The following is a 23332-nucleotide window of genomic DNA, read 5'->3' as shown; positions in this document are numbered from 1 at the left end:
GTGCCTGGTCTTCCTAGTCCTGGTCGCGGACCACGACCACGGGGCAGGTCGCGTGGGCGACGCAGTACTGGCTCACCGAGCCGACGAGCGTCCCGACAAACCCGCCGTGCCCGCGGCTGCCGACGACGAGGAGGTCGGCGCCTTCGGCCAGGTCGATGACGGTCTTGGCCGGGTGGCCCGCGACGGTGGTCGCCTCGACCTGGACGTTCGGCCGGCCTTCGGCGGCCTGGGCGATGGACGCCTCCAGCGACCGCTTCGCGGCCGCGTCGAACTCCTCGCCGCCGGGGAGCACCATCATCCCGGTGCCGTACATGACGGGCACTTCCCAGGCCTGGACGGCCTCGACCTTCGCGCCGGTCAACTCGGCCTGCCCCAGGGCCCATCCGAGCGCCTTGACCGATGCCGGGGAGCCGTCGACGCCCACGACGATCCGCTGTTGCGCCTGTGCTGACTGGTCCATGTCGTCCCCCTTGTCTCGCTGGTCCGTCGGGTACCCGGGAGGGGGCGGTTCAACCGTTTCCGGACGCCGCGGACGGCGGGCCGCCGGGCGCCCGGCCGTCCGGACCGGCGGTCAGCCGGCGGGCTGGGTGATGCGCAGGTGGTTGCCGAACGGGTCCCGCAGCGCGCAGTCGATGCCGTAGGGCTGCTCGACGGGCTCCTCGGTGAACTCGACGCCGAGGTCGGAGAGGCGCTTGAAGGTGCCGCGGCAGTCGTCGGTGGTGAGGATGGTCGCGCCCAGGGCGCCCTTGGTGAGCAGGTCGCGGACCGCGGCGGCGACCTCCTCGCCGTGCGAGGGCGGGCCGGGCACCTCGAGGAGGATGCGCTGCTCGGGCTTCCCGGGCACCGAGACGGTGAGCCAGCGCATGAAGCCGAGGTCGACGTCCTCGACGACCGCGAAGCCGAGCTTGCCGACGTAGAAGTCGATCGCCTCCTCCTGGTCGAGGACGAACACGGTGTGAATGCTGATTCCTGTGAACATGCGCCCAGCCTATGGCCGCTGCGGGGGCCCGGGCTTATCCGAAACTGCTCGGTCGGCACCCGCCGGCCGGGTCCAGGACTTGACGAAGCAGACCGGGGCGTGGAACGGGGCGGTGTCGGCCCGGTACCGCGTGGGGGAGCGGCCGATGATCGCGGTGAACGTGCGGCTGAACGTCCCGAAGCTGTCGAAGCCGACCGCGAGGGCGATCGCGGTGACGGTGGCGCCGGTGTCGCGGAGCATCGCGCAGGCGCGCTCGATGCGGCGGCGCTGGAGGTAGCGGTGCGGGGTCTCGCCGAACGCGAGGCGGAACCGGCGGCTGAAGTGCGCGGGGGACATGAGGGCGACGCGCGCGAGCGCGGGCACGTCGAGCGGTTTCGCGAAGTCGCGGTCCACGGCGTCGCGGGCGCGCAGCAGGCGGCGGTTCTCGTCCTCTGTCGGGCTCTTCGCCACGGACTCCTCCAAGGGTTCCCGCCGATGATCGCACGGGTGTCCGAGCGCGGCCCGCGCCCCGCGGGCTTCGCGGCGAAACCACCTGAAAACGGTACGGGCGGCGTTATATTCAGGCCAGCGATGCCCGAGGCCGCCCGGCCACGGGCGCTCGACCTGCGAGGACGCCATGGCGCACTCCGACACCGAGATCACGAACCCGCCCGCCGCGAAACTCGGCTACTGGACGCTCACCGCGATGGTGGTCGGCTCGATGGTCGGCGCGGGCGTGTTCTCGCTCCCGGGCCGGTTCGCGCAGGAGACCGGCGTCGCGGGCGCGCTCATCTCGTGGGCGATCGCGGGCACCGGCATGCTCATGCTCGCGTTCGTGTTCCAGCGCCTGGCGATGCGCCGCCCCGACCTCGACGCCGGGGTGTACGCGTACGCGAAGGCCGGGTTCGGCGAATACCCCGGGTTCTTCTCCGCGATCGGCTACTGGGCGTCGGCGTGCGTGGGCAACGTGACCTACTGGGTCCTCATCATGTCGACCGCGGGCGCGCTCGTCCCCGCGCTCGGCAAGGGCGACACGATCCTCGCGATCGCACTCTCCACGGTGGGCCTGTGGGGGTTCTTCCTGCTCATCAAGCAGGGCGTGAAGGAGGCCGCGGCGATCAACCGGGTCGTCACGGTCGCCAAGCTCGTCCCCATCTGCGTGTTCATCCTCCTGGTGCTGTTCCTGTTCGACCCCGGCGTGTTCGCCGACAACTGGGGCGGCGCCGACTACGCGGGCTCCCTGTTCGGCCAGGTGAAGGGCACGATGCTCGTCACCGTGTTCGTGTTCCTGGGCATCGAGGGCGCCTCGGTGTACTCGCGGCACGCCAAGCGCCGCGAGGACGTCGGCCGGGCCACGGTCACCGGGTTCCTCTCGGTGTTCGCGATCTTCGCGTCGGTCACGATCGTGTCCTACGGCGTCATGCCGATGGAGCAGATCGCCGAGCTGCGCCAGCCGTCGATGGCCGGGGTCCTGGAGCACGCGGTCGGCACCTGGGGCATGGTGTTCGTCTCGATCGGCCTGATCGTCTCGGTGCTCGGCGCCTACCTGGCGTGGACGCTCATGGCCGCCGAGGTCCTGTTCGTGGCCGCCAAGGACAAGGACATGCCGCGGTTCCTGGCCCGCGCCACGAAGGACGACGTCCCGGTCCCGGCGCTGGTCATGTCCACCGCGCTCAGCCAGCTGTTCCTGGTCGTCACCTACTTCTCCGAGGACGCGTTCAACTTCGCGCTCGACATGACCAGCGCCCTGACGCTCATCCCGTTCCTGCTCGCGGCCCTGTTCGCCGTCAAGGTCGCGTTCGGGTACGGCGGCACGGTGAACGGCGCGCTCGAGGGCGCCGCCGCGGACGCCGGCCCGCCAGGGCGCGGAACGGGCGGCGAGATGACGGTCGCGCTCCTGGCCTCCGCCTACACGGCGTTCCTGCTGTTCGCGGCGGGCCTGGAGTTCCTGCTCGTCTCGTTCATCATCTACGCGCCCGCCACGGTCCTGTTCGCCATGGCCCGCCGCGAGCAGGGCCGCCGCGTCTTCACCCCCGGCGAGATGGTCCTGTTCGCCGTCGCCATCGCCGGGGCCGTCCTCGGCGTCGCCGCCCTCGCCGCCGGCTGGCTCACCATCTGAGCCGGGAGATCCGATCCTTGAGAACACCGCGCCGCAACGGAGGAGAACCGACATGACCGATCGGGACCAGGCCGCCCACGGAGTCCACTCCGAGGTCGGGAGACTGCGGAAGGTGCTCGTGTGCAGGCCGGGCCTGGCGCACCGGCGCCTGACCCCGACGAACGCCGACGGGCTCCTCTTCGACGACGTCATGTGGGTCGAGAACGCCCAGCGCGACCACGCCGACTTCGTCGACAAGATGCGCGCCAGGGGCGTCGAGGTCGTCGAGCTGCACGACCTGCTCGCCGCCACCGTGTCCGACCCGGCCGCCCGGTCGTGGCTCCTCGACCGCAAGATCACCGCGAACGAGGTCGGCCTGGGCCTCGTCGAGCCGACCCGCGCCCACCTGGAGTCGCTGGCCCCGGCCGACCTCGCCGAGTTCCTCATCGGCGGCCTGTCCACCGCCGACCTGCCCGAGGACCTGCGCCCGCCCTACATCGCGCTGGCGCGGGAGTCGACCGGCGCGCGCGAGTACCTGATGCCGCCGCTGCCGAACACCCTGTACACCAGGGACACCACGTGCTGGCTCTACGGCGGCCTGACGCTCAACCCGCTGTACTGGCCGGCCCGCCACGACGAGACGCTGCTGATGAAGGCGGTCTACCTGTTCCACCCGGACTTCACGGGGTCCGAGATCTGGTGGGGCGACCCGGACGAGTCCTGGGGCCAGGCCACGTTCGAGGGCGGCGACATCATGCCCGTCGGCAACGGCGTCGTCCTCGCGGGCATGAGCGAGCGCACGTCGCGCCAGGCGATCACGCAGGTCGCGCGGGCCCTGTTCGCGCGCGGCGCGGCCGAGCGCGTCGTCGTCGCGGGGATGCCGAAGCTGCGTTCGGCCATGCACCTGGACACGGTGTTCACGTTCGCCGACCGGGACGTGGTGACCCTGTACCCGCGCATCATGGACGCGGTCCACACGTTCTCGCTCCTGCCCGCCGACCGCGAGCCGGGCGTCGAACTGGTCGACCACGGCACGGCCGCGTTCACCGACGTGGTCGCCGGGGCCCTCGGCCTGCCCCGGCTGCGGGTCATCGAGACCGGCGGCGACGAGTACGCCTCCGAACGCCAGCAGTGGGACTCGGGGAACAACGCGGTCGCGCTCGAACCCGGCGTCGTCATGACGTACGACCGGAACACGCAGACGAACACGCTGCTGCGCGAGGCCGGCATCGAGGTCGTCACCATCGTCGGCGCCGAACTGGGGCGCGGGCGCGGCGGCGGCCACTGCATGACCTGCCCGATCGTCCGCGACCCCGTCGACTTCTAGCAGGCCGGCCGCCGAGCGCACCGGCGGCCGCAAGCGCGGTCCGCAGAGCGGCGGGCGGGGCCGGGGCACGGTCCCGCCTCCCGCGCCTCCCGTCAAGCGCCGTGTCGCATATACGATCTGACCGCTTTCTGCCTGCGCTCGCGCCGCAGGGTCCCTACGATTCGAAGGCACGGGCCGCGCCCGTGCCGGCCCTCCCCCGAAGGACGGCCGCAGTGAGGAGCACCCGTGGAGACGCCCGAACGCCGGTACATGCTCGACAACGACGGCGCCGAGGCGCCCGACCGGTTCGCGGTGCTGGCGCGCCGCTACGACGCCCACACCCGCGACTGCCTCGACCGGCTCGGCCTCGCCCCCGGCGCGCGGTGCCTCGAAGTGGGCGCCGGGGCCGGATCGGTCGCCGCGTGGATGGCCGACCGCGTCGCCCCCGACGGGTCGGTCCTCGCGACCGACCTCAAGCCCGCGCCCTCCACGACGCCCCGGGCGAACCTCGCCGTGCGGCGCCACGACATCGTCCGCGACCCGCTCCCCGAGGGCGAGTTCGACATCGCGCACGCCCGCCTCGTCCTGATGCACCTGCCCGACCGGCTCACCGCGCTCGCGAACATGGTCAGGGCCCTGCGTCCTGGAGGCGGCCTGCTCGTCGAGGACTTCGCGCTCGCGCACGCGCCGGTGCTCGAAACCCCCGACACGGAGTCGACCGCGCTGTTCGCTGAGGTCCACGACGCGTTCGTGCGGGTCATGGCCGGCGCCGGGGCCGACATCCGCTGGGCCGAGCGGTCCTTCGCCGCGGCCCGCGAGGTCGGCCTCACCGACCTGCGGACCTCGGTGTTCACCGAGACCTGGCGCGGCGGCGGCGACGGCATCGCCCTGCACCGGGTCAACACCCGCCAGCTCCGGACCGAACTCGTCCAGGGGGGCGTCGCACCCGAACGCCTGGAACGCTTCTGGGCGCTCCTGGACGACCCGGCGTTCGCCGTCACCTCGTACTCGCTCGTGTCGGTCTGGGGCCGCAAACCCCTGCGGCCGCAACTGATCTGAGGCCGGCGCGGCCGCGCGGCGCTCGCACGCCCCGGGTTCGGGGGACCTGCACGAACTCATCGCGCCCTCCGGGCACCGGCCCGCCGGTCCGGCAGAGGTGCGGCTCCCGGCTCCCAGCTCCCGGCTCCCGGCTCCCGGCTCCCGGCTCCCGGCTCCCGGCTCCCGGCTCCCGGCTCCCGGCTCCCGGCTCCCAGAGACGACTACCCGAACTGGCCGGCCACGTAGCCGCCGGCCGGGGAGCCGGCCATGACGTTGAGGCGGTTGTAGGCGTTGATGATCGCGACCAGGGAGATGATCCCGGCCAGCTCGTCGTCGGAGAACCGCTTGCGGGCGTCCTCCCACACGCCGTCGTCGACGCCGGTCCGCGCGTCGGCGATGCGGGTGCCCTCCTCGGTCAGGGCGAGGGCGGCGCGCTCGGCGCCGGTGAACAGCGTCGCCTCGCGCCAGGCGGCCACGAGGTTGAGGCGGACCGGGTCCTCCCCGGCGGCGACGGCGTCCTTGTAGTGCATGTCGGTGCAGAAGCCGCAGCCGTTGATCTGGCTGGCCCGCAGCAGGAGCAGGTTCGGCAGCTTCGGGTCGAGGCCCGCGTCCTCGACGGCCTTCGAGGCCGAGTTGAGGTACTTCGCGACCTTGGCGGCGGCGGGGCTGGCGTAGAGGTTGAATCGCGGTTCCATGATCGATGCCCTTCGGTGGTGTACGTCCTTGCACCGACATGACGGGCGCCGCCGCACCGGTGTGACCGCCGCCGGACGTGTCCCCGGCCACCATCGCCGGGCAGGTGCGCCGGTGCGGTCACAACCGCGCCCGCCCGTGCGTCATACCCTCGTACCGCCCGAACCGAGGAGGAGCGCGATGAACGACGACCAGTGGCTGGCCCGCCGCTTCGAAGCCGACCGGCCCCGCCTGGAGGCCGTGGCATTCCGGATGCTCGGCTCCTCCGGCGAAGCCGAGGACGCCGTCCAGGAGGCCTGGCTCCGCCTGGCCGCCAGCGACACCGGCGCGATCGCGAACCTCAGCGGCTGGCTCACCACCGTCGTCGGCCGCGTCTGCCTCGACCAGCTGCGCCGCCGCAAGACCCGCGCCGAGCAGCCCATGCCCGCATTCGAGGAGGGCCTGGCCGAGCCCGCCGCGCAGGCGGGCCCCGCGGCCGACCCCGAGACCGCCGCGCTCATGGCCGACTCGGTCAGCCTCGCGCTCCTGGTCGTCCTGGAGGCCCTCGAACCCGCCGAACGGCTCGCGTTCGTCCTCCACGACATGTTCGCCGTGCCCTTCGACGACATCGCCCAGATCATCGACCGCACCCCGGTCGCCGCCCGCAAACTCGCCAGCCGCGCCCGCGCGCGGGTCCGCGGCACCGGCACGCCGCCGACCCGCGACGTGTCGCGCCAGCGCACCGTGGTCGAGGCGTTCATGGGGGCCGCGCGCGACGGCGACTTCGACGCGCTCGTCGCCGTCCTCGACCCGGACGTCACCGCCCGCACGAACGGCGGCTCGGTCGGCCCGGTCATCCGCGGCGCCGCGCAGCTCGCGGGCGGCGCGATCACCTTCTCCTCCATGGCGAAGGACGGGCAGCTCGTCGTCGTGGACGGCAAGATCGGCGTCGTCGCCACCGCCGGCGACCTCGGCACCAGGATCCTCGTGTTCACCATCGAGGACGACAAGATCACCGCCCTGGAAGCCATCACCGACGCCGAACGCCTCCAGGGCATGGAGCTCACCCTGCTCGACGCGTGAGACGAAGCGCCCGGGTTTCGGATCCCATGGGATCCGAAACCCGGGCCCGCGCCGAACCGGCCACGCCGGCGCCGAACTGTCGGACCCCCGACGCACCCTTGTGACCGGGGGCCCCGAGCCGCGCCACACCCGACCCCGGGGGACGGACCCTCCCGCCGACCGTCACACCCCCGCGCCATGCTCGAACCGGGGGACCCTCCGAACCGACACACCCGGCCCCGGGGGACGGACCGCTCGCCTAGTGCCCGAACGCGTCCGAGTCGGCGGCCGAGGCCTCGCCCTGGTCCAGGGCCGACAGCGCCATCACGTCGTCGGGGTCGAGCGAGAAATCGAACACGTCCAGATTCTGCTCCAACCGCTTGAGGTTGCTCGACTTCGGCACCACCGCGAGCCCCAGGTCCAGGTGCCAGCGCAGCACGACCTGCACCGGCGTCTTCCCGTACTTCTCGGCCAGCCCGACCACCACCGGGTCCTCGCGGACCTCGCCGCCCGAACCGCCGATCGGCGACCACGACTGCGTCACGATCCCCCGCTCCTTGTGATACGCGCGCGCGTCGAGCCGAGTCGTCAAGGGGCTCAACTGGATCTGGTTCACGTCGGGAATGACGCCCGTGGCCTCTATGATCCGGTCCAGATGCGCCGGCTTGAAGTTCGACGTCCCGATCGCCTTGACCCGCCCCGCCTCCAGCAGCCGCACCAGCCCCTGGAACGCCTCCTCGTAATGCCCGTGCTGCGGGTTCGGCCAGTGGATGAGCAGCAGGTCGATGTAGTCCAAACCCAGCCTGTCGAGCGAGCGCTGGCAGGCCTCGGCCGCGAGGTCGACGCCGTGCCACTCCCTGTTGAACTTGGTGGTGACGAACAGGTCCTCGCGGGCGGCCCCGGAGGCCTTGAGCCCCAAGCCGACGCCGCGCTCGTTGCGGTAGTTCTCCGCGGTGTCGACGAGCCGGTAGCCGAGCCCGATCGCCTCGGCGATCACCCGCTCCGCCTCGGCGTCGTCCATCGGCCAGGTGCCCAGGCCCAGGCGGGGCATGGCCGCGCCGTGCGCGAGTTCGACCGTCGGTGCTTCAGGTGCCATGGTGGGAAGCCTCTCTGCTCGGGTGCGCCGCCGGGTGGCCGGTGTGCGGCGCGCTCTACGCTACCGCCGCCGGGGTACCCGGGAAACGGCGCGAATCACCCGCCCCCGGCCACAGGCGCCCGGTGATCCCACATGATGACCGAGTCTGTATCAAGCACTCGTATTGTTGTACCGGCACATAGGTTCACGGCATGGGAACGAACGAGAACGCCGTGCTGCGCGTACCCCCGGCCTCCCCGGCCGACGCGCTCGCCTACTTCACCGGCCAGCTGGCCTTCCGCACCGACGTCTCCGACGTGCACTCCGCGCTGGAGGGCGGGGAGCCGGGCTTCACGCTCGTCGACTCGCGCGGCCGGGCCGCCTGGGACCAGGGCCGCGCACCGGGCGCCGTGCACCTGCCGACCGACGAGATCGCCGCGCGCGCCGCCGAACTCGCCGACCCGGCGCTGCCCGTCGTCGTCTACTGCTGGGGCCCGGGCTGCAACGGCGCCTACCGGGCGGCGGTCGAGTTCGCGCGGCTCGGCTACCAGGTCAAGGAGATGATCGGCGGCATGGAGTACTGGATCCGCGAGGGCCTGCCCGTGGCCACCGACGCCGGCATCGAACGCGGCGAGCCCGACCCGCGCACCGTGCCCGTCGGCGCCGAAAGCGGCGTCTCCTGCGCCTGCTGAGTCCGGGGCCGGTCGACGCGGTCCCCTGCGCCGGTTGACCACGGGGCCATAATCAGTGCATGACCGAACTGCTCGCCATGCCCGAGGACTGGTCTCGGGCGCTGGCCATCGTGGCCCATCCCGACGACATGGAGTACGGGGCGGCCGCGGCCGTCGCGCACTGGACCGGCGGCGGCCGCGAGGTCGCGTACCTCATGGTCAGCCGCGGTGAGGCCGGGATCGACACCATGAGCCCCGAGGAGTGCGCGCCGGTGCGCGACGCCGAGCAGCGCGCCTCCGCGGCGGTGGTCGGCGTCTCGTCCGTGGAGTTCCTCGACCACAAGGACGGCGTGATCGAGTCCGGTGTCGCGCTGCGCCGCGACCTGGCGGCCGCGATCCGGCGCCACCGGCCCGAGCTCGTGATCACCCTGAACCGGCGCGAGGCCTTCGTGCCGGGGACGTGGAACAGCGCCGACCACCGGGCGGTGGGCGAGTCGGTGCTGGACGCGGCGAACGACGCGGGGAACCGGTGGATCTTCCCCGAACTGGCCGACGAGGGCCTGGAGCCGTGGGGCGGGGTGCGGTGGGTCGCCCTGGCGGCCTCGCCCGAGGCGCGGCACGCGGTGGACGTGACCGACACGTTCGAGGCCGGGGTGGCCTCGCTCCTGGAGCACCGGGCCTACATCGCGGCGCTGACGGACGAGGACCCCGAGACGTACGTGCGCGGGTTCCTCACGAGCTTCGCGGCGGCCGCCGGCGAGCGCTTCGGCACGACGTACGCGACCACCTTCGAGCTGGTCAATTTCTGACACCGAGCACGATCATCGCTCCGGGGACCGCGGCCGGCGTGGCCGGTCGCGGTCACTCGGGCGTTTCGCGTCGGACCCGGCGAGTATTTTTGCGCCAGGGGTCCCTTAGGCCGGATTTATCCGCATATTGCGGGACACCGCCGGTTTCATGTTCGCTGCGGGTCTGCGGAGCGGGGACCGGTTCGCAGCCCGGCCCCCGCTCCAGCCCTGGGGTTCGCGGCGCCGGGCGCCGCGCGCTCATGCGAAGTCGCCCTCGGTCCGGCCGTCCTCGCCGGACTCGGTCGCGGCCTCGAAGGTGAAGTCGTCGTCCTCGGCGCTGCGCGCCCCCGACCCGTGGTTGAACTGGCCCGCGAGCGTGTACTCGCCGGCGGGCAGCACCTGCCCCTCGCGCAGCGACCACCGGTAGACGAGGAAGCCGTCCTCCTCGGTGACCACCGCGTCGGTGAAGCGGCTGTCGGTCGTCCACGACCCGGTGGACTGGAGGCCCTCGCCGATCGCGACCCGCAGCTCCACGTCCAGTTCGGCGAGGGGCTCGTCGTTCTCCAGCTTCAGGTTCGCCTGGGACCAGTACTCGCCGCTGCCCTGGTCGACCGAGCCGTCCGTCCGCAGCCACGCGGGGGCCTCGGTCTCGCCGCCCTCGTCGCCGGTCGTCTCGACGTCGTCGCTGTCGGGGTCCGAGGCCTCCCCCGTGGAGGTCTCGGCGCCGGTCGTCGCCGGCTCGGAGGTCTCGGGCGCCGACGAAGCGGGTCCGGCCGCGGGCGGCTCGGGGGACGGGCCGACCACGGGGCCGAGGCCGAGCGTCTGCCCGAAGAGGACGACGCCGCCGATGAGGACCACGGCCGCGCCGGTCGCGAGGGCCAGGTGCGAGATCCGCCAGCCGGAGCGCACCGGTTCGGCGGCGACGCCGCGCGGCTCGCGCATCCCCTCCGCGACGCGCGACCACATGCGGTCGCGGTCGGGCTCGTACTCCTCGGCGCTCACGCGGAGCCGGTCGGGCAGTTCGTCGTTCACCGTTCCACCTCGTTCCGCAGCGTCGCCTGCGACCCCTGGGGTCCGAGGAGGCGGCGCAGGTCGGCCAGGCCCTTGGACGTCTGGCTCTTGACCGTGCCGACCGAGACCCCCAGGGCCTCGGCGGTCTCGCGCTCGGACAGTTCGAGGGAGTGGCGCAGGACGACGCAGGCGCGGCGGCGCAGCGGGAGCCGGGCCAGCGCCTGGCGCACGTCGAGCACGGCGGCCGTGTCGGGGCCGTCGTCGGTCTCGCCGGGGCGCTGCCAGAACAGGGTGTTGCGCCGCCGTTCGCGCACGGCGCCGCGGATGCGGGTCTTGGCGAGGTTGGCGACGATGCCGCGCGCGTAGGCGATCTGCGAGCGGGCCCGGCGGGCCTGGTCCCACTGCCGCCACACCGCGAGCATGGCGTCGGCCGCGATGTCCTCCGCCGCACCGCGTTCGCCGATGAGCAGCCACGCGAAGCGGGCCAGCTCGGCGTGGTGCCGCTCGAAGAAGGCGCGGAAGGCGTCTTCCTCCAAGGGGACGTCCAACGGAGGGCCTCCGGTCGAGGGGAGAAGTCGGGGAGGCGGCGAGTCTAGCAGCCGAACCAAGTCGACCCCGCTTCCCGACGAGCGCGCAGGCGCGGGCACCCCCGGTGTCCGCGCCTGCTGCGTCTCTCCATGGCAGGAAAGCCTTTCCGTGTCGTGACCGTCGGCGCTTCGGGCCGATCGCGATCGGCCCGGTGGCCGGAAAGTTGTGCGGTGCGGCGGAGCCGGGTTGCCGCACCGACATCTAGTTGCCGCGGGCGCCCCGAAGGTTGCCGCGGATCCGAAAGTTTTTTCGGTGCGGCCCCGCGGCGGTGTTCGCGCAGTCGGCGGTGTCGGCGGGCGTCAGCCGATGGGGGCGGGGATCCCGGCGCCGAGCAGGCCGGCGAAGAGGTGGTCGAAGACGGCGGTGCGGTCGAAGCGCATCGCCCAGGCGCGGGCGGCCTCGGCGGCGGCCGCGCGTTCGGCCGGGCCCGTCGCCAGGGCCCGGTCGATGGCGGCGGCGAGGGCGGCCGCATCGGCGGGCGGGACTTCGATCGCGTGGTCCCCCACGGCTTCGGGGATGCCGCCGGTGCGGGTGGTGATGACGGGTCCGCCGCCGGCGAGCATCTTCTCGACCAGGGCGATCCCGAACGTCTCGACGAACTCCGGGCGCGGCTTGGACGGCAGCGCGTAGGCGGCGCAGCCGTTCATGAGCAGCGGCTTCTCGTCGTCGGAGACGTCGGTGAGGAACAGGATGCGCTCGTCGCCCGCGGCGAGGGCCTTCGTGTCGGCCAGGGCGGGGCCGTTCCCGGCGATGACGAGCCGGTGCGTGCCGGACGCAGCGGAGGCGCGGTAGGCGTGGATGAGGTCGTCGGCGCCTTTCGCGGCGGCGACGCGGGAGAGGAACAGGACGTAGCCGTCGCGTTCGAGGCCGCGCGCGGCGAGGGCCGCGTCGACCGCCGCCGGGTCCAGGCCGGTGTAGGCGGCGGCGTTCACGGCCGGGTAGGACACCTGGACGCGCGCGGTGACCTCCCCGGCGAAGCGGGTCCCGCAGGCGAGGTCGACCTGTTCGGCCGCTTCGATGATGAGCTCCCGGGTGTAGGCCGAGACGGCGACGCACAGGTCGTTGGCGAGGTAGGTGGTGAACAGGGACGCGGCGGCGCCGATGTCGCCCTTGGCGATGCAGGAGCGGACCACGTTGGTGATGTCGGAGCCGACCGCCTCGGCGACGGTGGTGACGTCGGCGTCGAGCCCCGAGGCGCGGACCGAGCGGAGGGCGTCGACGACCGCGTCGGCGTGCGGGGACAGGTACATCGACATGCACACGGTCGGCACGCCGTCGGTGAACAGTTCGAAGAGGCGCCCCGAGAGCCCCAGGAGGTAGCGGCCGTCGGGGACGCGGTAGTCCCCGACGGGCCCGGGCCGCTCGACGGTGATCCCCGCCGAGTACGGCAGGAGCTCGTCGAGCGGTTTGAGCGGCAGTCCCGCGGCCTCGAGCGCCTCGATCGGCCAGGTCACGATGCGCACGTCGTCGAAGCCGCGCTTCAGCGCGACCTCGGCGAGGCCCCGGGCCTCGGTGGCGTGCCCGCAGATGACCGGGTCGGCGCGGACGACGATGACGAGGCGGCGCTGCGAGGCGCGGGACTGCTCGGTCATGGTGGTAACTCCTGGAAGCGGATGCGGCCGCCCGGGCCGTGCCCGGGGCGGTCGGAAGCGGACGGCGGGCGCGTCTTCGTCGCCCAGTCGGAGGGTTCGGGTCCGAGCTCGATCTCCAGCCTCCCGCCGCCGTGCAGCTGGTTGCCGGTGATGAACCCGTGGTCCAGCGACCTGCCGTTGAAGCGCGCCGACTGGACGTACCGGGGCTTGGACCCGGCCGCGTCGGCCCCGATGCCGGACTCGACGTGGCCGGTGGTGACCAGTTCGAAGTCGTTGCCGCCGAAGCGGAGTCCGGCGGCGGCGAACGCGGGCGCGTTGACCAGGAACAGGTTCTGGCCGGCGACCGGGAACAGTCCCAGGGACGCCCACACGTACCACGAGGACAGGGCCCCGGAGTCGTCGTTGCCGGGGAGGCCGCCGCGCCCGGTCCCGAACTGGTAGGCGAGCGCGGCGTGGACGATCTCGGCGGTGCGGTCGGGCCGCCCGGCGTAGTGGTAGGCCCAGGGGGCCTCCATGTCGGGCTCGTTGTTGAGGCCCTCGAAGCGGTTCAGGTCCAGGCCCATGGCGAACTCGGGCCCGAAGGGCGCCACCCCGAGCTGGGCGACCGGTTCGGCCCCGAACCCGAAGAAGCGGTCGAGGATCGCGGTGAACTCGGCGTCGCCGCCGGCGAGTTCGATGCGCGAGGCCATGTCGTGCAGGAGCCGGAACGAGTAGTTCCAGCGCCCGCCCTCGTAGAAGCTGGAGTCGCGCAGGAGCCCGTCGGGCCCGAACGCGTTGACCCAGGCCCGGGACTTGGCCTCGAGTTCGTCGGCGAGGCGGTGGTCGCCCAGGCCGCGGGCGACGATCGCGGTGCACCAGTACCCGGCCGCGAGGTCGAGCGTGTGGCTGACCGGGTGCACGACGCCGCGCTCGGCGAACTCCTCGCCGTAGCCGCGGCGCAGGTCGTCCTGCATGTGGACGAGGGCCCAGTCCCATTCGAGGCCTTCGAGTCCTAGCTGGAAGCCGTCGGCGAGCACGGTGTGGGCCAGGGCCGAGGCCTGCCGGAAGAACCGGTCGGAGCCGCGGGCCATGCGGTAGCCGATGGGGAGGTTCCCCTCCTCCTCGGCGATGCGCACCAGCGACTCGAGCATGTCGGCGCCCTTGGCCGGGTTCAGGGCCGTCAGCAGCGGGAACTGCGTCTTGTACATGTCCCACATCGTCGCGATGTCGAACACGAAGGGGCCCTTGGAGGGCCAGAAGGGGCTCTCGTCCTCGGCGAAGCAGGGCTTGATGAGCGAGTGGTACAGGCTCGTGGCGAACACGGTCCGCCGCTCGGGCGTGCCGCCCTGGACCTCCACCTGCGAGAAGTAGGAGGACCAGGCGTTCTTGGTCGCGGCGCGCGCGTGCGCGAACCCCGCGTCCCCGGGAAGGGCCTGCTCGAGGTTGCGCCGGGCCTGGTCGGTGCCCCGCATGGAGAAGCCCATGCGGATCTCGACCGTCTGGCCGGCGCGGACCGGACCCATGAACATGAGCCCGAACGGGCGCAGGGTGGTGCGGCGGATGTAGTCGAAGTCCAGGCGCGTGCCGCCGTCCACGCGGCGGCGGTCGTACCAGACGAGCTGGCGCCACGCCTTCGGTGCGTCCGCGTCGATGTAGACCGACAGGGGCATGCCCTCCATGACCACGGTCCCCTGGGCGCAGCCCTGGCCGAGGCTCTCGAGGCCGGCGCGCAGCGGCACGGTGGTGCCGTGCTCGATCGCGAGGCCGCCGTAGGAGAAGTCGATGACCACGCGCGCCGAGGAGGCCTCGGGGAACGTGTAGCGGTGCACCGCGGTCTTCTCGCCCACGGTGAGTTCGCACCGGATGCCGTTCTCGAGGGTGGCCGCGTAGTAGCCGGGCTCGGCGACCTCGTCGCAAAGCCGCCACCGGGTGCCGAGCGCGTCGAGCGGCTCGATCATGGGGGTGACGCGGAAGTAGTTGTAGTACTTGCGGATCGCGCCGGTGCCGGACTGCTGGAAGTGGGTGAAGCCGCTGGCGAGGTAGTCGTCGTAGATCGGCTCGGGGGCGCCTTCGGTGGAGATGCCGTACCGGCCGTAACCGGTGGGGTAGGCGCCCGAGCACGCGCAGGCGGAGACCATGCCGAGGGGGTGGCAGGCGCCCGGGTGGGTGTTCCCGACCTGGGCCTTCGGCCACCACCAGGAGGCGGCCAGCCCCTGTGCCGCGGGCAGATCGGTAGCGGCGGTACCGATGAACGGGTCAACGCTGTCCAAGATGCGACTGAGATTAGAGCTCATTCGTCACATCCTCGTTACAGCGGAGTGAACGCGCAAGGAGAAGCCCGCACTTCGTCTAGGATTCGCCGCTGCGCCACTTCGGACGAACCGGTTTCACCGCATTCGCCCCCTCAGCCCCGCCCCCGCCGCCCCCAGGGCGCCATCGCCGCGGCTCCACAAGGTAAGGCAGGCCCCACCCCGTTTCGGGCGGCTCGCGGCAATGCGCCGGGGCCCCGATCTCCATAGCGTCATAGGCATGAACGAGACCCTCGCGCCCGCGCCGGTCGGCACCGACCCCGCCCGCCGCCGCCGCACCCTCCAGGACAAGGCCGCCGCCTCCGGCCTCGCCCTCACCGACGGCACCCGCCGCTGGCACCGCCCCCTGGTCGTCCTCGGCATCGCCTGCGGCGCCGCCGCCCTCGCCTGCCTCCTCGCCATCCCCTTCGACGACCGCACCCTCCAGGGCGAATCCGTCTGGATCAAGGCCTTCAAGTTCAACTTCGCGTTCTTCACCTACTGCCTCTCGCTCGCCTGGCTCCTGTCCCACATGACGAAGCTGCGCCGCACCGCCTGGGTCTTCGGCACCCTCTTCGCCCTCATCAGCGCCGCCGAGGTCGCCGTCATCGTCGCGGCCGCCGCAGCGGGCACCTACAGCCACTTCAACACCTCCGAGGACCAGCTCAACCAGATCGTCCAGGCCGCCTTCCAGTTCGTGCCGGTCATGTTCATGCTCAACCTGCTCATCGCCGTCATCGTGCTCTTCCAGCGCATCGGCGACCGCACCGTCACCGCCGTCATCCGCTGGGGCCTGGCCCTGTCGACCCTCGGCATGGCCGCCGCGTTCGCGATCGTCTCCACCGGCGGCCAGGGCGAACGCGTCGTCGAAGACGCCGACGGCGACCGGGTGACGCTCAACGCCGGACACGGCGTCGGCGACCTGGACGGCAACGGCATGTTCCTCACCGGCTGGTCCACCACCGGCGGCGACATGCGCGTCCCCCACTTCCTCGGCCTGCACGGCATCCAGGTCCTCATCGCCGCCGCGATGCTCCTGGGCCTCATCGCCGCCCGCCGCGCCTGGCTGCGCGACGACCGCGTCCGCGCCGCCCTCGTGCGCTGGCTCGCCGCCGGCTACCTCGGGGTCTTCGCGACCACCGCATGGCAGGCCGCGCGCGGCCAGTCGCTCACCGCCCCCGACGCCGCCACCGTCACCGCCTTCGCCGCCTCCGTCCTCGTCGCGACCGCCGGCGTCGCACTGACGATCCGCCGGGCCCGCCGCCCGGCCGCACTCGAGGACGCGGCGCCCGCCCCGGCACCCCGATAGCGCTTGCGTCCAGGCATTGATCCGGGGCCCAGGCCGCCGTAGGCTGGTCGCGGCCCCGGACCCGTCCACTGGAAGCAGGCAACATGGAACTCTTGCGGCCCAAGCGACTGCAACCCGGCGACACGATCGCCGTCAGCGCCCCCTCGGGGCCCGCGTTCGCGCACCGGCACGAACACCTCGACGCGGCAACCGCGGTCTTCGAGGGCATGGGGTTCAAAGTCCGGGCCACCGACCTGGTCAACAACGGCGGGCACCACTTCTGGCGATCCGCCCCGCCCGAGGTGCAGGCCGCCGAACTCAACGCGCTGCTCGCCGACCCCGAGATCCGCGCGATCGTCCCGTTCTCCGGCGGCAACGGGACCACCGCCTACCTCGACCGCATCGACTACGACGCGATCCGCCGCGACCCCAAGCCGCTCCTGGGCTTCAGCGACATCACCGCACTCCACCTGGCGTTCCACTCCCAGACCGGCCTGGTCGGCTTCCACTGCGACTTCGCACCGGGCCTGGGCGGCCTGTTCTGGGAGGACGCGACGGCCGAGCGCCACGCCGAGATCGCGGGCCTGGTGCGCGGGCTCCTCACCGGCGAACTCCGCGAGGTCACGCTCCCGGCCGACAACGCCTGGGAGACATGGAAGCCGGGACGGGCGACGGGCCGCCTGGTCGGCGGGCTGCTGGACCGGCTCATCAACGTGCAGGCCTCGCCGTACGCGCTGGCGCCGGAGGCGTGGGACGGGGCGGTGTTCTTCTGGGAGGACGTGGGCCGCAACATCGGGCACGTGTGGAACCAGCTCCACGTGCTGCGGATGCAGGGCGTGTTCGACCGGATCGGCGCGATGGTCGTGGGCATTCCGCTCGACATCCCCGACTACGAGATGCCGGACGGGAGCAGCATCGGCGTCAAGGACATCGTGCTCGACGCCGTCGGCGAATACGACTTCCCCGTGCTTGCGGGAGTCGACTTCGGACATACCGGCCCGAATCTGCCGCTGCCGATCGGGACGCTCGCCTCGGTGGACGCCACGTCGCATCAGCTGCGGCTGCTGGAGTCGCCCGTCGACTAGACGTTTCTTGCACGAACGGGTTGCTGCCGCAATTCCGACCGCCTGAGCGGTTGCTTTCTTGTGGACCTTCGGGCACGGTTGGTAGACATGAGGATCCGAACCGGCGGCCCCGCAGACGCAGACGAGATCGTGCAGGTGCGCACCGCGTCGTGGCGCGCCGCGTACTCCGGCATCGTGGACGAGGACGCCCTCGCCGAGCTTCCCGAAGTGGCCCCCGAACGGTTCGTGCGCAGCCTCGCCAGACGCCGCGAATTCGCGATCACCCTCGTGGCCGAGAAGGGCCCCAACGTGATCGGCTTCGCCTCGGTCGGCTGGGACACTCGCGAGAGCAGCGAGGAGGCGTCCGGTCCCGGCGATCCGGGCGAGGTGTGGGCGATCTACGTCCACCCCGACCACTGGGGCCGGGGGGCGGGTTTCGCGCTGATGCGCGAGGTGCACCGCTGGCTCGCGGAGCGGGACATGCTCCCGGTCCGGGTCTGGGAGCTGGCCGGCAACGACATCGGCCGCCGCTTCTACGAGCGGTACGGCTTCGTCGCCGACGGGGAGACCGGCGCCCTCGACCTGGCGGGCGCGTCCTATCCGCTGGAGCGGTTGACGCTGCCGAAGGACCGGCCCGTGGAGGAGCTGCGCTGAGCCGCGGCGCCGACCGGGCGGGGCAGTTCAGCGGGATTGTCGGTCGGGGCTGACGCCCTGGGCCGGAACGGTTCCGGCCCGGACGGCGGGTGTCAGCGCTTGACGTCGAAGACCTGCTTCTGGATGCCGTTGGCGTAGGCCTCGTGCTCGACGAGTTCGAGGTTGACCGCGTCCTTGTCGGCTTCGGAGAACAGCCGCCTGCCGGCGCCGAGGAGCTTGGGGAAGACCAGCAGGTGGTAGCGGTCGACGAGTCCGGCGTCGGCGAGGCTCTTGCCGAGGGTGGCGCTGCCGTGGACGGAGATCGGTCCGCCTTCGGTCTCCTTGAGGGCGGCGACCTCGTCGATCGAGCGGAGGATCGTGGCGGGCCAGCGCCCGTCCTCCTCTTTCAGGGTGGTGGAGACGACGTAGCGGGGCATCGCGTTGTAGCCGGCGAATTCGTCGACCATGGTGGGCCACACGGGGGCGAACGCCTCGTAGGAGCGCCGGCCGATCAACAGCGCCCCGGCCTCGTCCTGTTCGCGGGCCTTGAGGTCGTAGGCCTCGGGGAGGAATTCGATGTCCTTGAAGGTCCATCCGGTGTTGCGGTACCCGGGTTCGCCGCCGGGGGCTTCCATGACGCCGTCGAGGGAGACGAAGGCGGTGACGATGAGCTGGCGCATGATGCGGTTCCTCCGGTGCGGGTCGTTGGCTTCTCCTCCACTATGACGAGGCGGTCCGACAGGATTCATCGCAAACCTGAAATCCGCTTCAGGAAGGGCGGTCAGGGCAGGCGCAGGCGGGCGAGGACCGGGGCGTGGTCGGAGCCGGACTTGTCGAGGACCTCCCAGTCGAGGATCGCGACGCCGGTCTCGGCGAGGACGTGGTCGAGGGTGACGGCCGGGGGCCGGACGAGGCCGCCGAGGTAGCCGCCTTCGATGGGCCGCCAGGTGGCCTGGAGTCCGCTCCCGGCGGCTTCGGCGGCGTCGGTGTAGCCGTCGCCGAGGAGGTCGCGCATGTTGTCGTGGTCGAGGGTGGCGTTGAAGTCCCCGGCGAGGACCCACGGGGCGCCGCCGTCGGGGCGGGGGAGGTCGGTGAAGTCCTCTTCCCACAGGGGGATCCGCTCGGGGGTGGCGGGTGCGGCGGTGTGGACGGCCATGAAGCGCACCGCGTCGCCGCCGCCGAGGTCGACTTCGGCGCCGATCTGGTAGAAGATGCCGTCGCGTCCGACGGTGTCGATGCGCTCCAGGGGGTACGCGGAGTACAGGCCGGTGCCGACGGCGAGATCGTCGGGTTCGAGCACGGTGTGCGGCAAAAGCGCTTCGAGGCCGAGTTCGGCGAGGCCTTCGGCCGCGCCGGGGGTGAGCTCCTGGACGCTGAGGAGGTCGGGCCGGTGCGTTTCGACGAGGTCGATGACCTTGCCCAGGTCGGTCTGGCCCACGTAGAGGTTCACGGACATGACGGTGAGTTCGCGGCCCGCGGCCCCGTCCTGCGCGTCGGGGATCAGCCGGGGCGCGAGCACGACCGCGAGCGCGGCGACGGCGAGGGCGGTGGCCGCGGCGCCGGCCCAGTGGCGGACGGCCGCTTGGAGTCCGGCGCCGACGAGGGCGGCGGCGGCGACGTAGGGGACGAAGGCGATGGTGGTGACCAGGATCCACCCCGTCTCCAGGCCGAGGAGCCGGACCAGGGTGTAAGCGAGGACGCCGGCGGTGCACAGCCAGGAGAGGAACCGGAGCGGGCGGGCCCGGTGCCAGGGGCGCCGGGGCGTGCCGGTCGCGCCGTCGGGTTCGGCGACCGTGACGGCTGCGCTGTCTTCGCTCATGGGCCGGAAGCCTACCGGCCCATGTCAACGGCCGTACCGGCCGAAAGCGGGCCTTCGGCCGAAGCCGGCCGCCGGACCGCTAGCGGCCGCTGACGGGGTGCCAGCCGGCGGGCGGGTCCTCGCCGACGCGGCCGTCGACGGCCTCGCGGAGGAGGTCGGCGTGGCCGGTGTGGCGGCCGTACTCCTCGACCAGGTCGAACACGAGGCGGCGCAGGTTCAGGTGGCCGCGGTCGGGCCAGGCGAGGTGGACCTCCTGGTCGAGTCCGCCTGCGGCCAGGGCCGCGGCCAGTCGCGTGCGGCTGCGTTCGACCGCGCCGTCCCACAGCGCGTACAGCTGCGCGGGGGCGAGCCCGGTGGTGTCGAAGGTGAACGCCCACCCTTCGTCTTCGAAGGGCTTCCAGCCGAGGGAGTCCCAGGGTTCGCCGGGCAGCTGCCCGGACATCTTCGCGGTGAACATGAAGTCCTCGCAGGCGGCGAGGTGCTTCAGGAGTCCGCCGATGGTGAGGGCCGAGGCGCCGACGCGGACGGCCAGGCCCGCCGCGTCGAGGTCGTCGGCCTTCCAGCGGAACGTGGTGCGGAGCCGGTCGAGGGCCCCGAGCAGGTGTTCGGTCTCGGTGCCGGCGGTGGGGGGCTCCCACCAGTAGTCGTCGTCGCTCATGAGGGCAACGGTAGACCGGGGCACCGACAACCGCGCCCGCATTCGGCGGGTCAGAGGCGGTCGGCGAGGCTGACGATCTCCACGTCCATGGAGGAGTTCGCGGGGAAGTCGAACCGGGACGGGGACACGCCCGCCGCGACGAGGTGCGAGCCGAGGGCCGCGACCATGGCGCCGTTGTCGGTGCACAGCTTCGGGCGCGGGTAGCGCAGCGTGATCCCGGCCTGCTCGGCGCGCTCGGTCGCGAGCGCGCGCAGGCGCGAGTTGGCCGCGACGCCGCCGCCGAGGAGGATCGTGTCGACCCCGTGCTCCTTCGCGGCGAGGATCGCCTTGCGGGTCAGCACGTCGCAGACCGCCTCCTGGAAGGCGGCGGCGACGTCGTTGACCGGGACGTCCTCGCCGTCGAGCCGGCGCGCCTCGATCCACCGGGCCACGGCGGTCTTGAGCCCCGAGAACGAGAAGTCGTACCGGTGGTGCTCCTGGTCCTTCGCGGCGGACAGGCCCCGCGGGAACCGCACGAACGCCCGGTCGCCCTCCTTGGCGGCCCGGTCGATGTAGGGCCCGCCGGGGAAGGGCAGGCCCAAGAGGCGCGCGACCTTGTCGAAGGCCTCGCCCGCGGCGTCGTCGATGCTCGCGCCCAGCTGCGTGACCTTCCCGGCGAGGTCTTCGACCATCATGATCGTGGAGTGCCCGCCCGACACGAGCAGGCCGATCGCCGGTTCGGGGATCGGACCGTTCTCGAGCGTGTCGACGGCGATGTGCGCGCTGAGGTGGTTGACACCGTACAGGGGCACGCCCGTCGCGAGCGAGTAGGCCTTGGCGGCGCCGACGCCGACCATGAGCGCCCCGGCCAGGCCCGGCCCGGCGGTGACGGCGATGCCGTCGAGGTCGGCGAGGGTGAGCCCGGCGTCGTCCAGGGCCCGCTGCACCGTGGGCACCATGGCCTCCAGGTGCGCGCGGCTGGCGACCTCGGGCACGACGCCGCCGAAGCGGGCGTGCTCCTCGACCGACGACGCGACCGCGTCGGCCAGGAGCTCGTGCCCGCGCACGATCCCGACCCCGGTCTCGTCGCACGAGGTCTCGATGCCCATCACCACGGGCTCCGCGGAGCCGCTGCTGTCGTTGTTCACAGGTCCATCCTCATCACCGCGGCGTCGGTGCCGGTGTGCTGGTAGTAGTGCTTGCGCACCCCGATGCCGTAGAAACCGTACAAGTCGTAGAGGCGCTGCGCCGGGACGTTGTCGACCGCGACCTCCAGGAACACCGACTTCGCCCCGCCCGCGCGGGCGCGCGCGACCAGGTCGTCCATGAGCATCCGGGCGACGCCGCGGCGCCGGTGGGCCGCGTCCACGGCGATGTTGTTGAGCCACGCCTCGGCGTCGCCGTACGCGGTCCCCGCGTAGCCGGCGACGGCGTCGCCGTCGAAGACCGCCCGGTAGTCGTGCCCGGCCGACAGCTCGGACCACAGCAGGCCCTCGCTCCAGGCCTCGGGCCCGAAGATCGCGATCTCCATGGCCGCGACCGCAGGGAGGTGCCACCAGCGCAGCCGGTCGATCCGCAAGTCACCGTTCATCACGTCAAGCTGTACCACGCCGCGGCGGCGTCACGACGCGGCGGGCTGGGCGTCCGGGCGGCGCAGGTACATGGGGGTGAGCCGCTCGCCCGCCGCCCCGGCGAGCAGCCGCGGCGCAGCCAATTCGACGAGTTTGACCAGGTCGGGGTAGACCGGTTCGGCCTCGGCCGGGACCGCGAGCTCGCCCGCGTACTTGCTGGCGCCCTCGCCGATCGCGTAGTCCGCACCCGTGTCGGGCAGCTCCGCGGGCCTGCACACCTGCGGTTCGCCTTCGCGCACACCGTCCTCGTAGACGGCCCAATAGATCTCTTTGCGGCGCGCGTCGGTCGCCGCGAGGGCCCGCCCGCGCGTGTTGCCGCCGATGCCGTCGAGCGAGCACACCCCGTAGACGGGGACGCCCGCGCCGTCGGCGAACGCGGCGGCGGTGACCATGCCGACCCGCAGGCCCGTGTACGGGCCCGGGCCGATCCCCGCCACGACCGCGTCCACATCCTTGGGCCGCTTCCCCGCGTCGTCCAGACAGCCCTCGATGAACGGGGCGAGCTTCTCCACATGCCCGCGGGCGTTGATCTCCCGGCGAAACGAGATGAGGAACTGCTCGTCGTCGTCCAGGTCGACCAGCGCCGCCTGAACGGCACTGGTGGAAGTGTCGAGCGCGAGCACCCTCATGCGGACGCGCCGACCGGAGCGCCCGACCCCAGCGAGGCGAGGCGCTCGGCCCAGTCCCCGCCGCGCCCGCGCAGGACCGCGACGCGCGTCTCGTCCGCCCGCCGCTCGATCGCGATCTCCAAGTGGGACTCCGCGAGGCGCTCGGCCAGACCGGCACCCCACTCCACCACGGTGACCGCCGCGTCCACATCCGTGTCCAAGTCGAGGTCGTCCAACTCGTCGAGCGTCTCCAACCGGTAGGCGTCCACATGGACCAGCGGCACGCCCCCCTCGCCCGCCCGGTGCGACCGGGCGATGACGAACGTAGGGCTGGTGATGCGACCCTCGACACCCAGACCGGCACCGACCCCCTGCGTGAGAGCGGTCTTCCCCGCCCCGAGCGGGCCGGTGAGGATCACGAGGTCGCCCGCGCGCAGGACCGCGGCGAGGCGCCGTCCGAAGTCGTGGGTGTCAGCGGCCGAACGAAGCTCGAGCCTCACGTTGCACTCCTCCACATGCGTAGGAT

At 72.5% G+C, this 23332-nt stretch carries 25 protein-coding genes; 9 read left to right on the top strand and 16 right to left on the bottom strand.

Annotation, left to right across the window (positions count from 1 at the left end; all coding sequences use genetic code 11):
* Positions 1-13: 13 nt before the first annotated feature.
* The 3 genes from BLQ63_RS10960 to BLQ63_RS10950 form a co-directional block, all read right to left on the bottom strand.
* Complete coding sequence (locus BLQ63_RS10960) at positions 14-460, bottom strand: universal stress protein (protein ID WP_091033477.1); 447 nt, start codon at positions 458-460, stop codon at positions 14-16.
* A gap of 111 nt (positions 461-571) precedes the next feature.
* The gene (locus tag BLQ63_RS10955; RefSeq protein WP_091033473.1) at positions 572-979 is read right to left on the bottom strand and encodes a VOC family protein; all 408 of its coding nucleotides are present in this window, start codon (positions 977-979) and stop codon (positions 572-574) included.
* Between the two features lie 9 nt (positions 980-988).
* Entirely contained in the window at positions 989-1429 is a 441-nt protein-coding gene (locus BLQ63_RS10950) for a helix-turn-helix domain-containing protein (RefSeq protein WP_245680939.1), read from the bottom strand.
* 166 nt (positions 1430-1595) lie between these two features.
* Here BLQ63_RS10950 and BLQ63_RS10945 point away from each other — a divergent pair, with 166 nt between their 5' ends.
* The 3 genes from BLQ63_RS10945 to BLQ63_RS10935 all read left to right on the top strand — a co-directional run bounded on the left by BLQ63_RS10945 (position 1596) and on the right by BLQ63_RS10935 (position 5421).
* A complete protein-coding gene (locus BLQ63_RS10945) occupies positions 1596-3077 on the top strand; it encodes a basic amino acid/polyamine antiporter (RefSeq protein WP_091033463.1) in 1482 nt (493 codons plus the stop codon).
* Positions 3078-3129: 52 nt separating this feature from the next.
* Positions 3130-4383, top strand: coding sequence for an arginine deiminase (locus BLQ63_RS10940; RefSeq protein ID WP_091033460.1), 1254 nt, complete (start codon positions 3130-3132; stop codon positions 4381-4383).
* A 225-nt stretch (positions 4384-4608) separates the two neighbouring features.
* Positions 4609-5421, top strand: a complete 813-nt coding sequence (locus tag BLQ63_RS10935) for a class I SAM-dependent methyltransferase (RefSeq protein WP_091033452.1) — start codon at positions 4609-4611, stop codon at positions 5419-5421.
* A gap of 200 nt (positions 5422-5621) precedes the next feature.
* On the opposite strand, the gene BLQ63_RS10930 is transcribed toward BLQ63_RS10935, so the two are convergent.
* The gene (locus tag BLQ63_RS10930) at positions 5622-6095 is read right to left on the bottom strand and encodes a carboxymuconolactone decarboxylase family protein (protein WP_091033449.1); all 474 of its coding nucleotides are present in this window, start codon (positions 6093-6095) and stop codon (positions 5622-5624) included.
* A gap of 178 nt (positions 6096-6273) precedes the next feature.
* Between BLQ63_RS10930 and BLQ63_RS10925 the strand changes: the two genes are divergently transcribed.
* Positions 6274-7155, top strand: a complete 882-nt coding sequence (locus BLQ63_RS10925) for a sigma-70 family RNA polymerase sigma factor (protein WP_091033446.1) — start codon at positions 6274-6276, stop codon at positions 7153-7155.
* A gap of 238 nt (positions 7156-7393) precedes the next feature.
* On the opposite strand, the gene BLQ63_RS10920 is transcribed toward BLQ63_RS10925, so the two are convergent.
* Positions 7394-8230: an aldo/keto reductase gene (locus tag BLQ63_RS10920; protein WP_091033443.1), complete on the bottom strand. Its 837-nt coding sequence runs from the start codon at positions 8228-8230 to the stop codon at positions 7394-7396.
* A gap of 191 nt (positions 8231-8421) precedes the next feature.
* Between BLQ63_RS10920 and BLQ63_RS10915 the strand changes: the two genes are divergently transcribed.
* Positions 8422-8901, top strand: a complete 480-nt coding sequence (locus BLQ63_RS10915) for a rhodanese-like domain-containing protein (RefSeq protein ID WP_091033439.1) — start codon at positions 8422-8424, stop codon at positions 8899-8901.
* A gap of 59 nt (positions 8902-8960) precedes the next feature.
* Positions 8961-9689: a PIG-L deacetylase family protein gene (locus tag BLQ63_RS10910; protein WP_091033436.1), complete on the top strand. Its 729-nt coding sequence runs from the start codon at positions 8961-8963 to the stop codon at positions 9687-9689.
* Between the two features lie 237 nt (positions 9690-9926).
* Here BLQ63_RS10910 and BLQ63_RS10905 read toward each other — a convergent pair whose 3' ends face one another.
* The 4 genes from BLQ63_RS10905 to BLQ63_RS10890 all read right to left on the bottom strand — a co-directional run bounded on the left by BLQ63_RS10905 (position 9927) and on the right by BLQ63_RS10890 (position 15111).
* Positions 9927-10700, bottom strand: coding sequence for a hypothetical protein (locus BLQ63_RS10905; protein ID WP_091033433.1), 774 nt, complete (start codon positions 10698-10700; stop codon positions 9927-9929).
* Entirely contained in the window at positions 10697-11215 is a 519-nt protein-coding gene (locus BLQ63_RS10900; RefSeq protein WP_218125203.1) for a SigE family RNA polymerase sigma factor, read from the bottom strand. Before BLQ63_RS10900 ends, BLQ63_RS10905 begins: the two co-directional genes overlap by 4 nt.
* Before the next feature lie 351 nt (positions 11216-11566).
* Positions 11567-12859: a glycosyltransferase gene (locus BLQ63_RS10895; protein WP_091033424.1), complete on the bottom strand. Its 1293-nt coding sequence runs from the start codon at positions 12857-12859 to the stop codon at positions 11567-11569.
* Entirely contained in the window at positions 12856-15111 is a 2256-nt protein-coding gene (locus BLQ63_RS10890) for a glycoside hydrolase domain-containing protein (RefSeq protein ID WP_342673934.1), read from the bottom strand. The genes BLQ63_RS10895 and BLQ63_RS10890 overlap by 4 nt, the downstream gene beginning before the upstream one ends.
* 256 nt (positions 15112-15367) lie before the next feature.
* Between BLQ63_RS10890 and BLQ63_RS10885 the strand changes: the two genes are divergently transcribed.
* The 3 genes from BLQ63_RS10885 to BLQ63_RS10875 all read left to right on the top strand — a co-directional run bounded on the left by BLQ63_RS10885 (position 15368) and on the right by BLQ63_RS10875 (position 18132).
* Entirely contained in the window at positions 15368-16435 is a 1068-nt protein-coding gene (locus tag BLQ63_RS10885; protein WP_091033416.1) for a hypothetical protein, read from the top strand.
* A gap of 83 nt (positions 16436-16518) precedes the next feature.
* Positions 16519-17499: a S66 peptidase family protein gene (locus BLQ63_RS10880; protein WP_091033413.1), complete on the top strand. Its 981-nt coding sequence runs from the start codon at positions 16519-16521 to the stop codon at positions 17497-17499.
* Between the two features lie 87 nt (positions 17500-17586).
* A complete protein-coding gene (locus BLQ63_RS10875; protein WP_091033409.1) occupies positions 17587-18132 on the top strand; it encodes a GNAT family N-acetyltransferase in 546 nt (181 codons plus the stop codon).
* A 92-nt stretch (positions 18133-18224) separates the two neighbouring features.
* Here BLQ63_RS10875 and BLQ63_RS10870 read toward each other — a convergent pair whose 3' ends face one another.
* The 7 genes from BLQ63_RS10870 to tsaE all read right to left on the bottom strand — a co-directional run bounded on the left by BLQ63_RS10870 (position 18225) and on the right by tsaE (position 23306).
* Positions 18225-18791 (bottom strand): dihydrofolate reductase family protein, encoded by a 567-nt coding sequence (locus BLQ63_RS10870; protein ID WP_091033406.1) that lies wholly within the window; start codon positions 18789-18791, stop codon positions 18225-18227.
* A 101-nt stretch (positions 18792-18892) separates the two neighbouring features.
* A complete protein-coding gene (locus tag BLQ63_RS10865) occupies positions 18893-19930 on the bottom strand; it encodes an endonuclease/exonuclease/phosphatase family protein (protein WP_091033403.1) in 1038 nt (345 codons plus the stop codon).
* Positions 19931-20009: 79 nt separating this feature from the next.
* Positions 20010-20588, bottom strand: a complete 579-nt coding sequence (locus BLQ63_RS10860) for a mycothiol transferase (RefSeq protein WP_091033400.1) — start codon at positions 20586-20588, stop codon at positions 20010-20012.
* A 50-nt stretch (positions 20589-20638) separates the two neighbouring features.
* The gene (tsaD, locus tag BLQ63_RS10855; RefSeq protein WP_091033920.1) at positions 20639-21676 is read right to left on the bottom strand and encodes a tRNA (adenosine(37)-N6)-threonylcarbamoyltransferase complex transferase subunit TsaD; all 1038 of its coding nucleotides are present in this window, start codon (positions 21674-21676) and stop codon (positions 20639-20641) included.
* A gap of 35 nt (positions 21677-21711) precedes the next feature.
* Positions 21712-22158: a ribosomal protein S18-alanine N-acetyltransferase gene (gene rimI / locus BLQ63_RS10850; RefSeq protein ID WP_091033395.1), complete on the bottom strand. Its 447-nt coding sequence runs from the start codon at positions 22156-22158 to the stop codon at positions 21712-21714.
* 30 nt (positions 22159-22188) lie between these two features.
* A complete protein-coding gene (gene tsaB, locus BLQ63_RS10845) occupies positions 22189-22827 on the bottom strand; it encodes a tRNA (adenosine(37)-N6)-threonylcarbamoyltransferase complex dimerization subunit type 1 TsaB (protein WP_091033391.1) in 639 nt (212 codons plus the stop codon).
* Positions 22824-23306, bottom strand: coding sequence for a tRNA (adenosine(37)-N6)-threonylcarbamoyltransferase complex ATPase subunit type 1 TsaE (gene tsaE / locus BLQ63_RS10840; RefSeq protein ID WP_091033915.1), 483 nt, complete (start codon positions 23304-23306; stop codon positions 22824-22826). The genes tsaB and tsaE overlap by 4 nt, the downstream gene beginning before the upstream one ends.
* Positions 23307-23332: the final 26 nt, after the last annotated feature.

The sequence above is a fragment of the Glycomyces harbinensis genome (assembly GCF_900101745.1).
Lineage (GTDB): Bacteria > Actinomycetota > Actinomycetes > Mycobacteriales > Micromonosporaceae > Glycomyces > Glycomyces harbinensis.
Note: the sequence above shows the minus strand (reverse complement) of the source record. Positions and strands in the feature narration are given on the sequence as shown.

Coding starts and splice junctions, on each gene's coding strand:
- BLQ63_RS10960 (WP_091033477.1), bottom strand. CDS start 460: ATGGACCAGTCAGCACAGGCGCAACAGCGGATCGTCGTGGGCGTCGAC.
- BLQ63_RS10955 (WP_091033473.1), bottom strand. CDS start 979: ATGTTCACAGGAATCAGCATTCACACCGTGTTCGTCCTCGACCAGGAG.
- BLQ63_RS10945 (WP_091033463.1), top strand. CDS start 1,596: ATGGCGCACTCCGACACCGAGATCACGAACCCGCCCGCCGCGAAACTC.
- BLQ63_RS10940 (WP_091033460.1), top strand. CDS start 3,130: ATGACCGATCGGGACCAGGCCGCCCACGGAGTCCACTCCGAGGTCGGG.
- BLQ63_RS10930 (WP_091033449.1), bottom strand. CDS start 6,095: ATGGAACCGCGATTCAACCTCTACGCCAGCCCCGCCGCCGCCAAGGTC.
- BLQ63_RS10925 (WP_091033446.1), top strand. CDS start 6,274: ATGAACGACGACCAGTGGCTGGCCCGCCGCTTCGAAGCCGACCGGCCC.
- BLQ63_RS10920 (WP_091033443.1), bottom strand. CDS start 8,230: ATGGCACCTGAAGCACCGACGGTCGAACTCGCGCACGGCGCGGCCATG.
- BLQ63_RS10915 (WP_091033439.1), top strand. CDS start 8,422: ATGGGAACGAACGAGAACGCCGTGCTGCGCGTACCCCCGGCCTCCCCG.
- BLQ63_RS10910 (WP_091033436.1), top strand. CDS start 8,961: ATGACCGAACTGCTCGCCATGCCCGAGGACTGGTCTCGGGCGCTGGCC.
- BLQ63_RS10895 (WP_091033424.1), bottom strand. CDS start 12,859: ATGACCGAGCAGTCCCGCGCCTCGCAGCGCCGCCTCGTCATCGTCGTC.
- BLQ63_RS10885 (WP_091033416.1), top strand. CDS start 15,368: ATGAACGAGACCCTCGCGCCCGCGCCGGTCGGCACCGACCCCGCCCGC.
- BLQ63_RS10880 (WP_091033413.1), top strand. CDS start 16,519: ATGGAACTCTTGCGGCCCAAGCGACTGCAACCCGGCGACACGATCGCC.
- BLQ63_RS10875 (WP_091033409.1), top strand. CDS start 17,587: ATGAGGATCCGAACCGGCGGCCCCGCAGACGCAGACGAGATCGTGCAG.
- BLQ63_RS10870 (WP_091033406.1), bottom strand. CDS start 18,791: ATGCGCCAGCTCATCGTCACCGCCTTCGTCTCCCTCGACGGCGTCATG.
- BLQ63_RS10865 (WP_091033403.1), bottom strand. CDS start 19,930: ATGAGCGAAGACAGCGCAGCCGTCACGGTCGCCGAACCCGACGGCGCG.
- BLQ63_RS10860 (WP_091033400.1), bottom strand. CDS start 20,588: ATGAGCGACGACGACTACTGGTGGGAGCCCCCCACCGCCGGCACCGAG.
- tsaD (WP_091033920.1), bottom strand. CDS start 21,676: ATGGGCATCGAGACCTCGTGCGACGAGACCGGGGTCGGGATCGTGCGC.
- rimI (WP_091033395.1), bottom strand. CDS start 22,158: ATGAACGGTGACTTGCGGATCGACCGGCTGCGCTGGTGGCACCTCCCT.
- tsaB (WP_091033391.1), bottom strand. CDS start 22,827: ATGAGGGTGCTCGCGCTCGACACTTCCACCAGTGCCGTTCAGGCGGCG.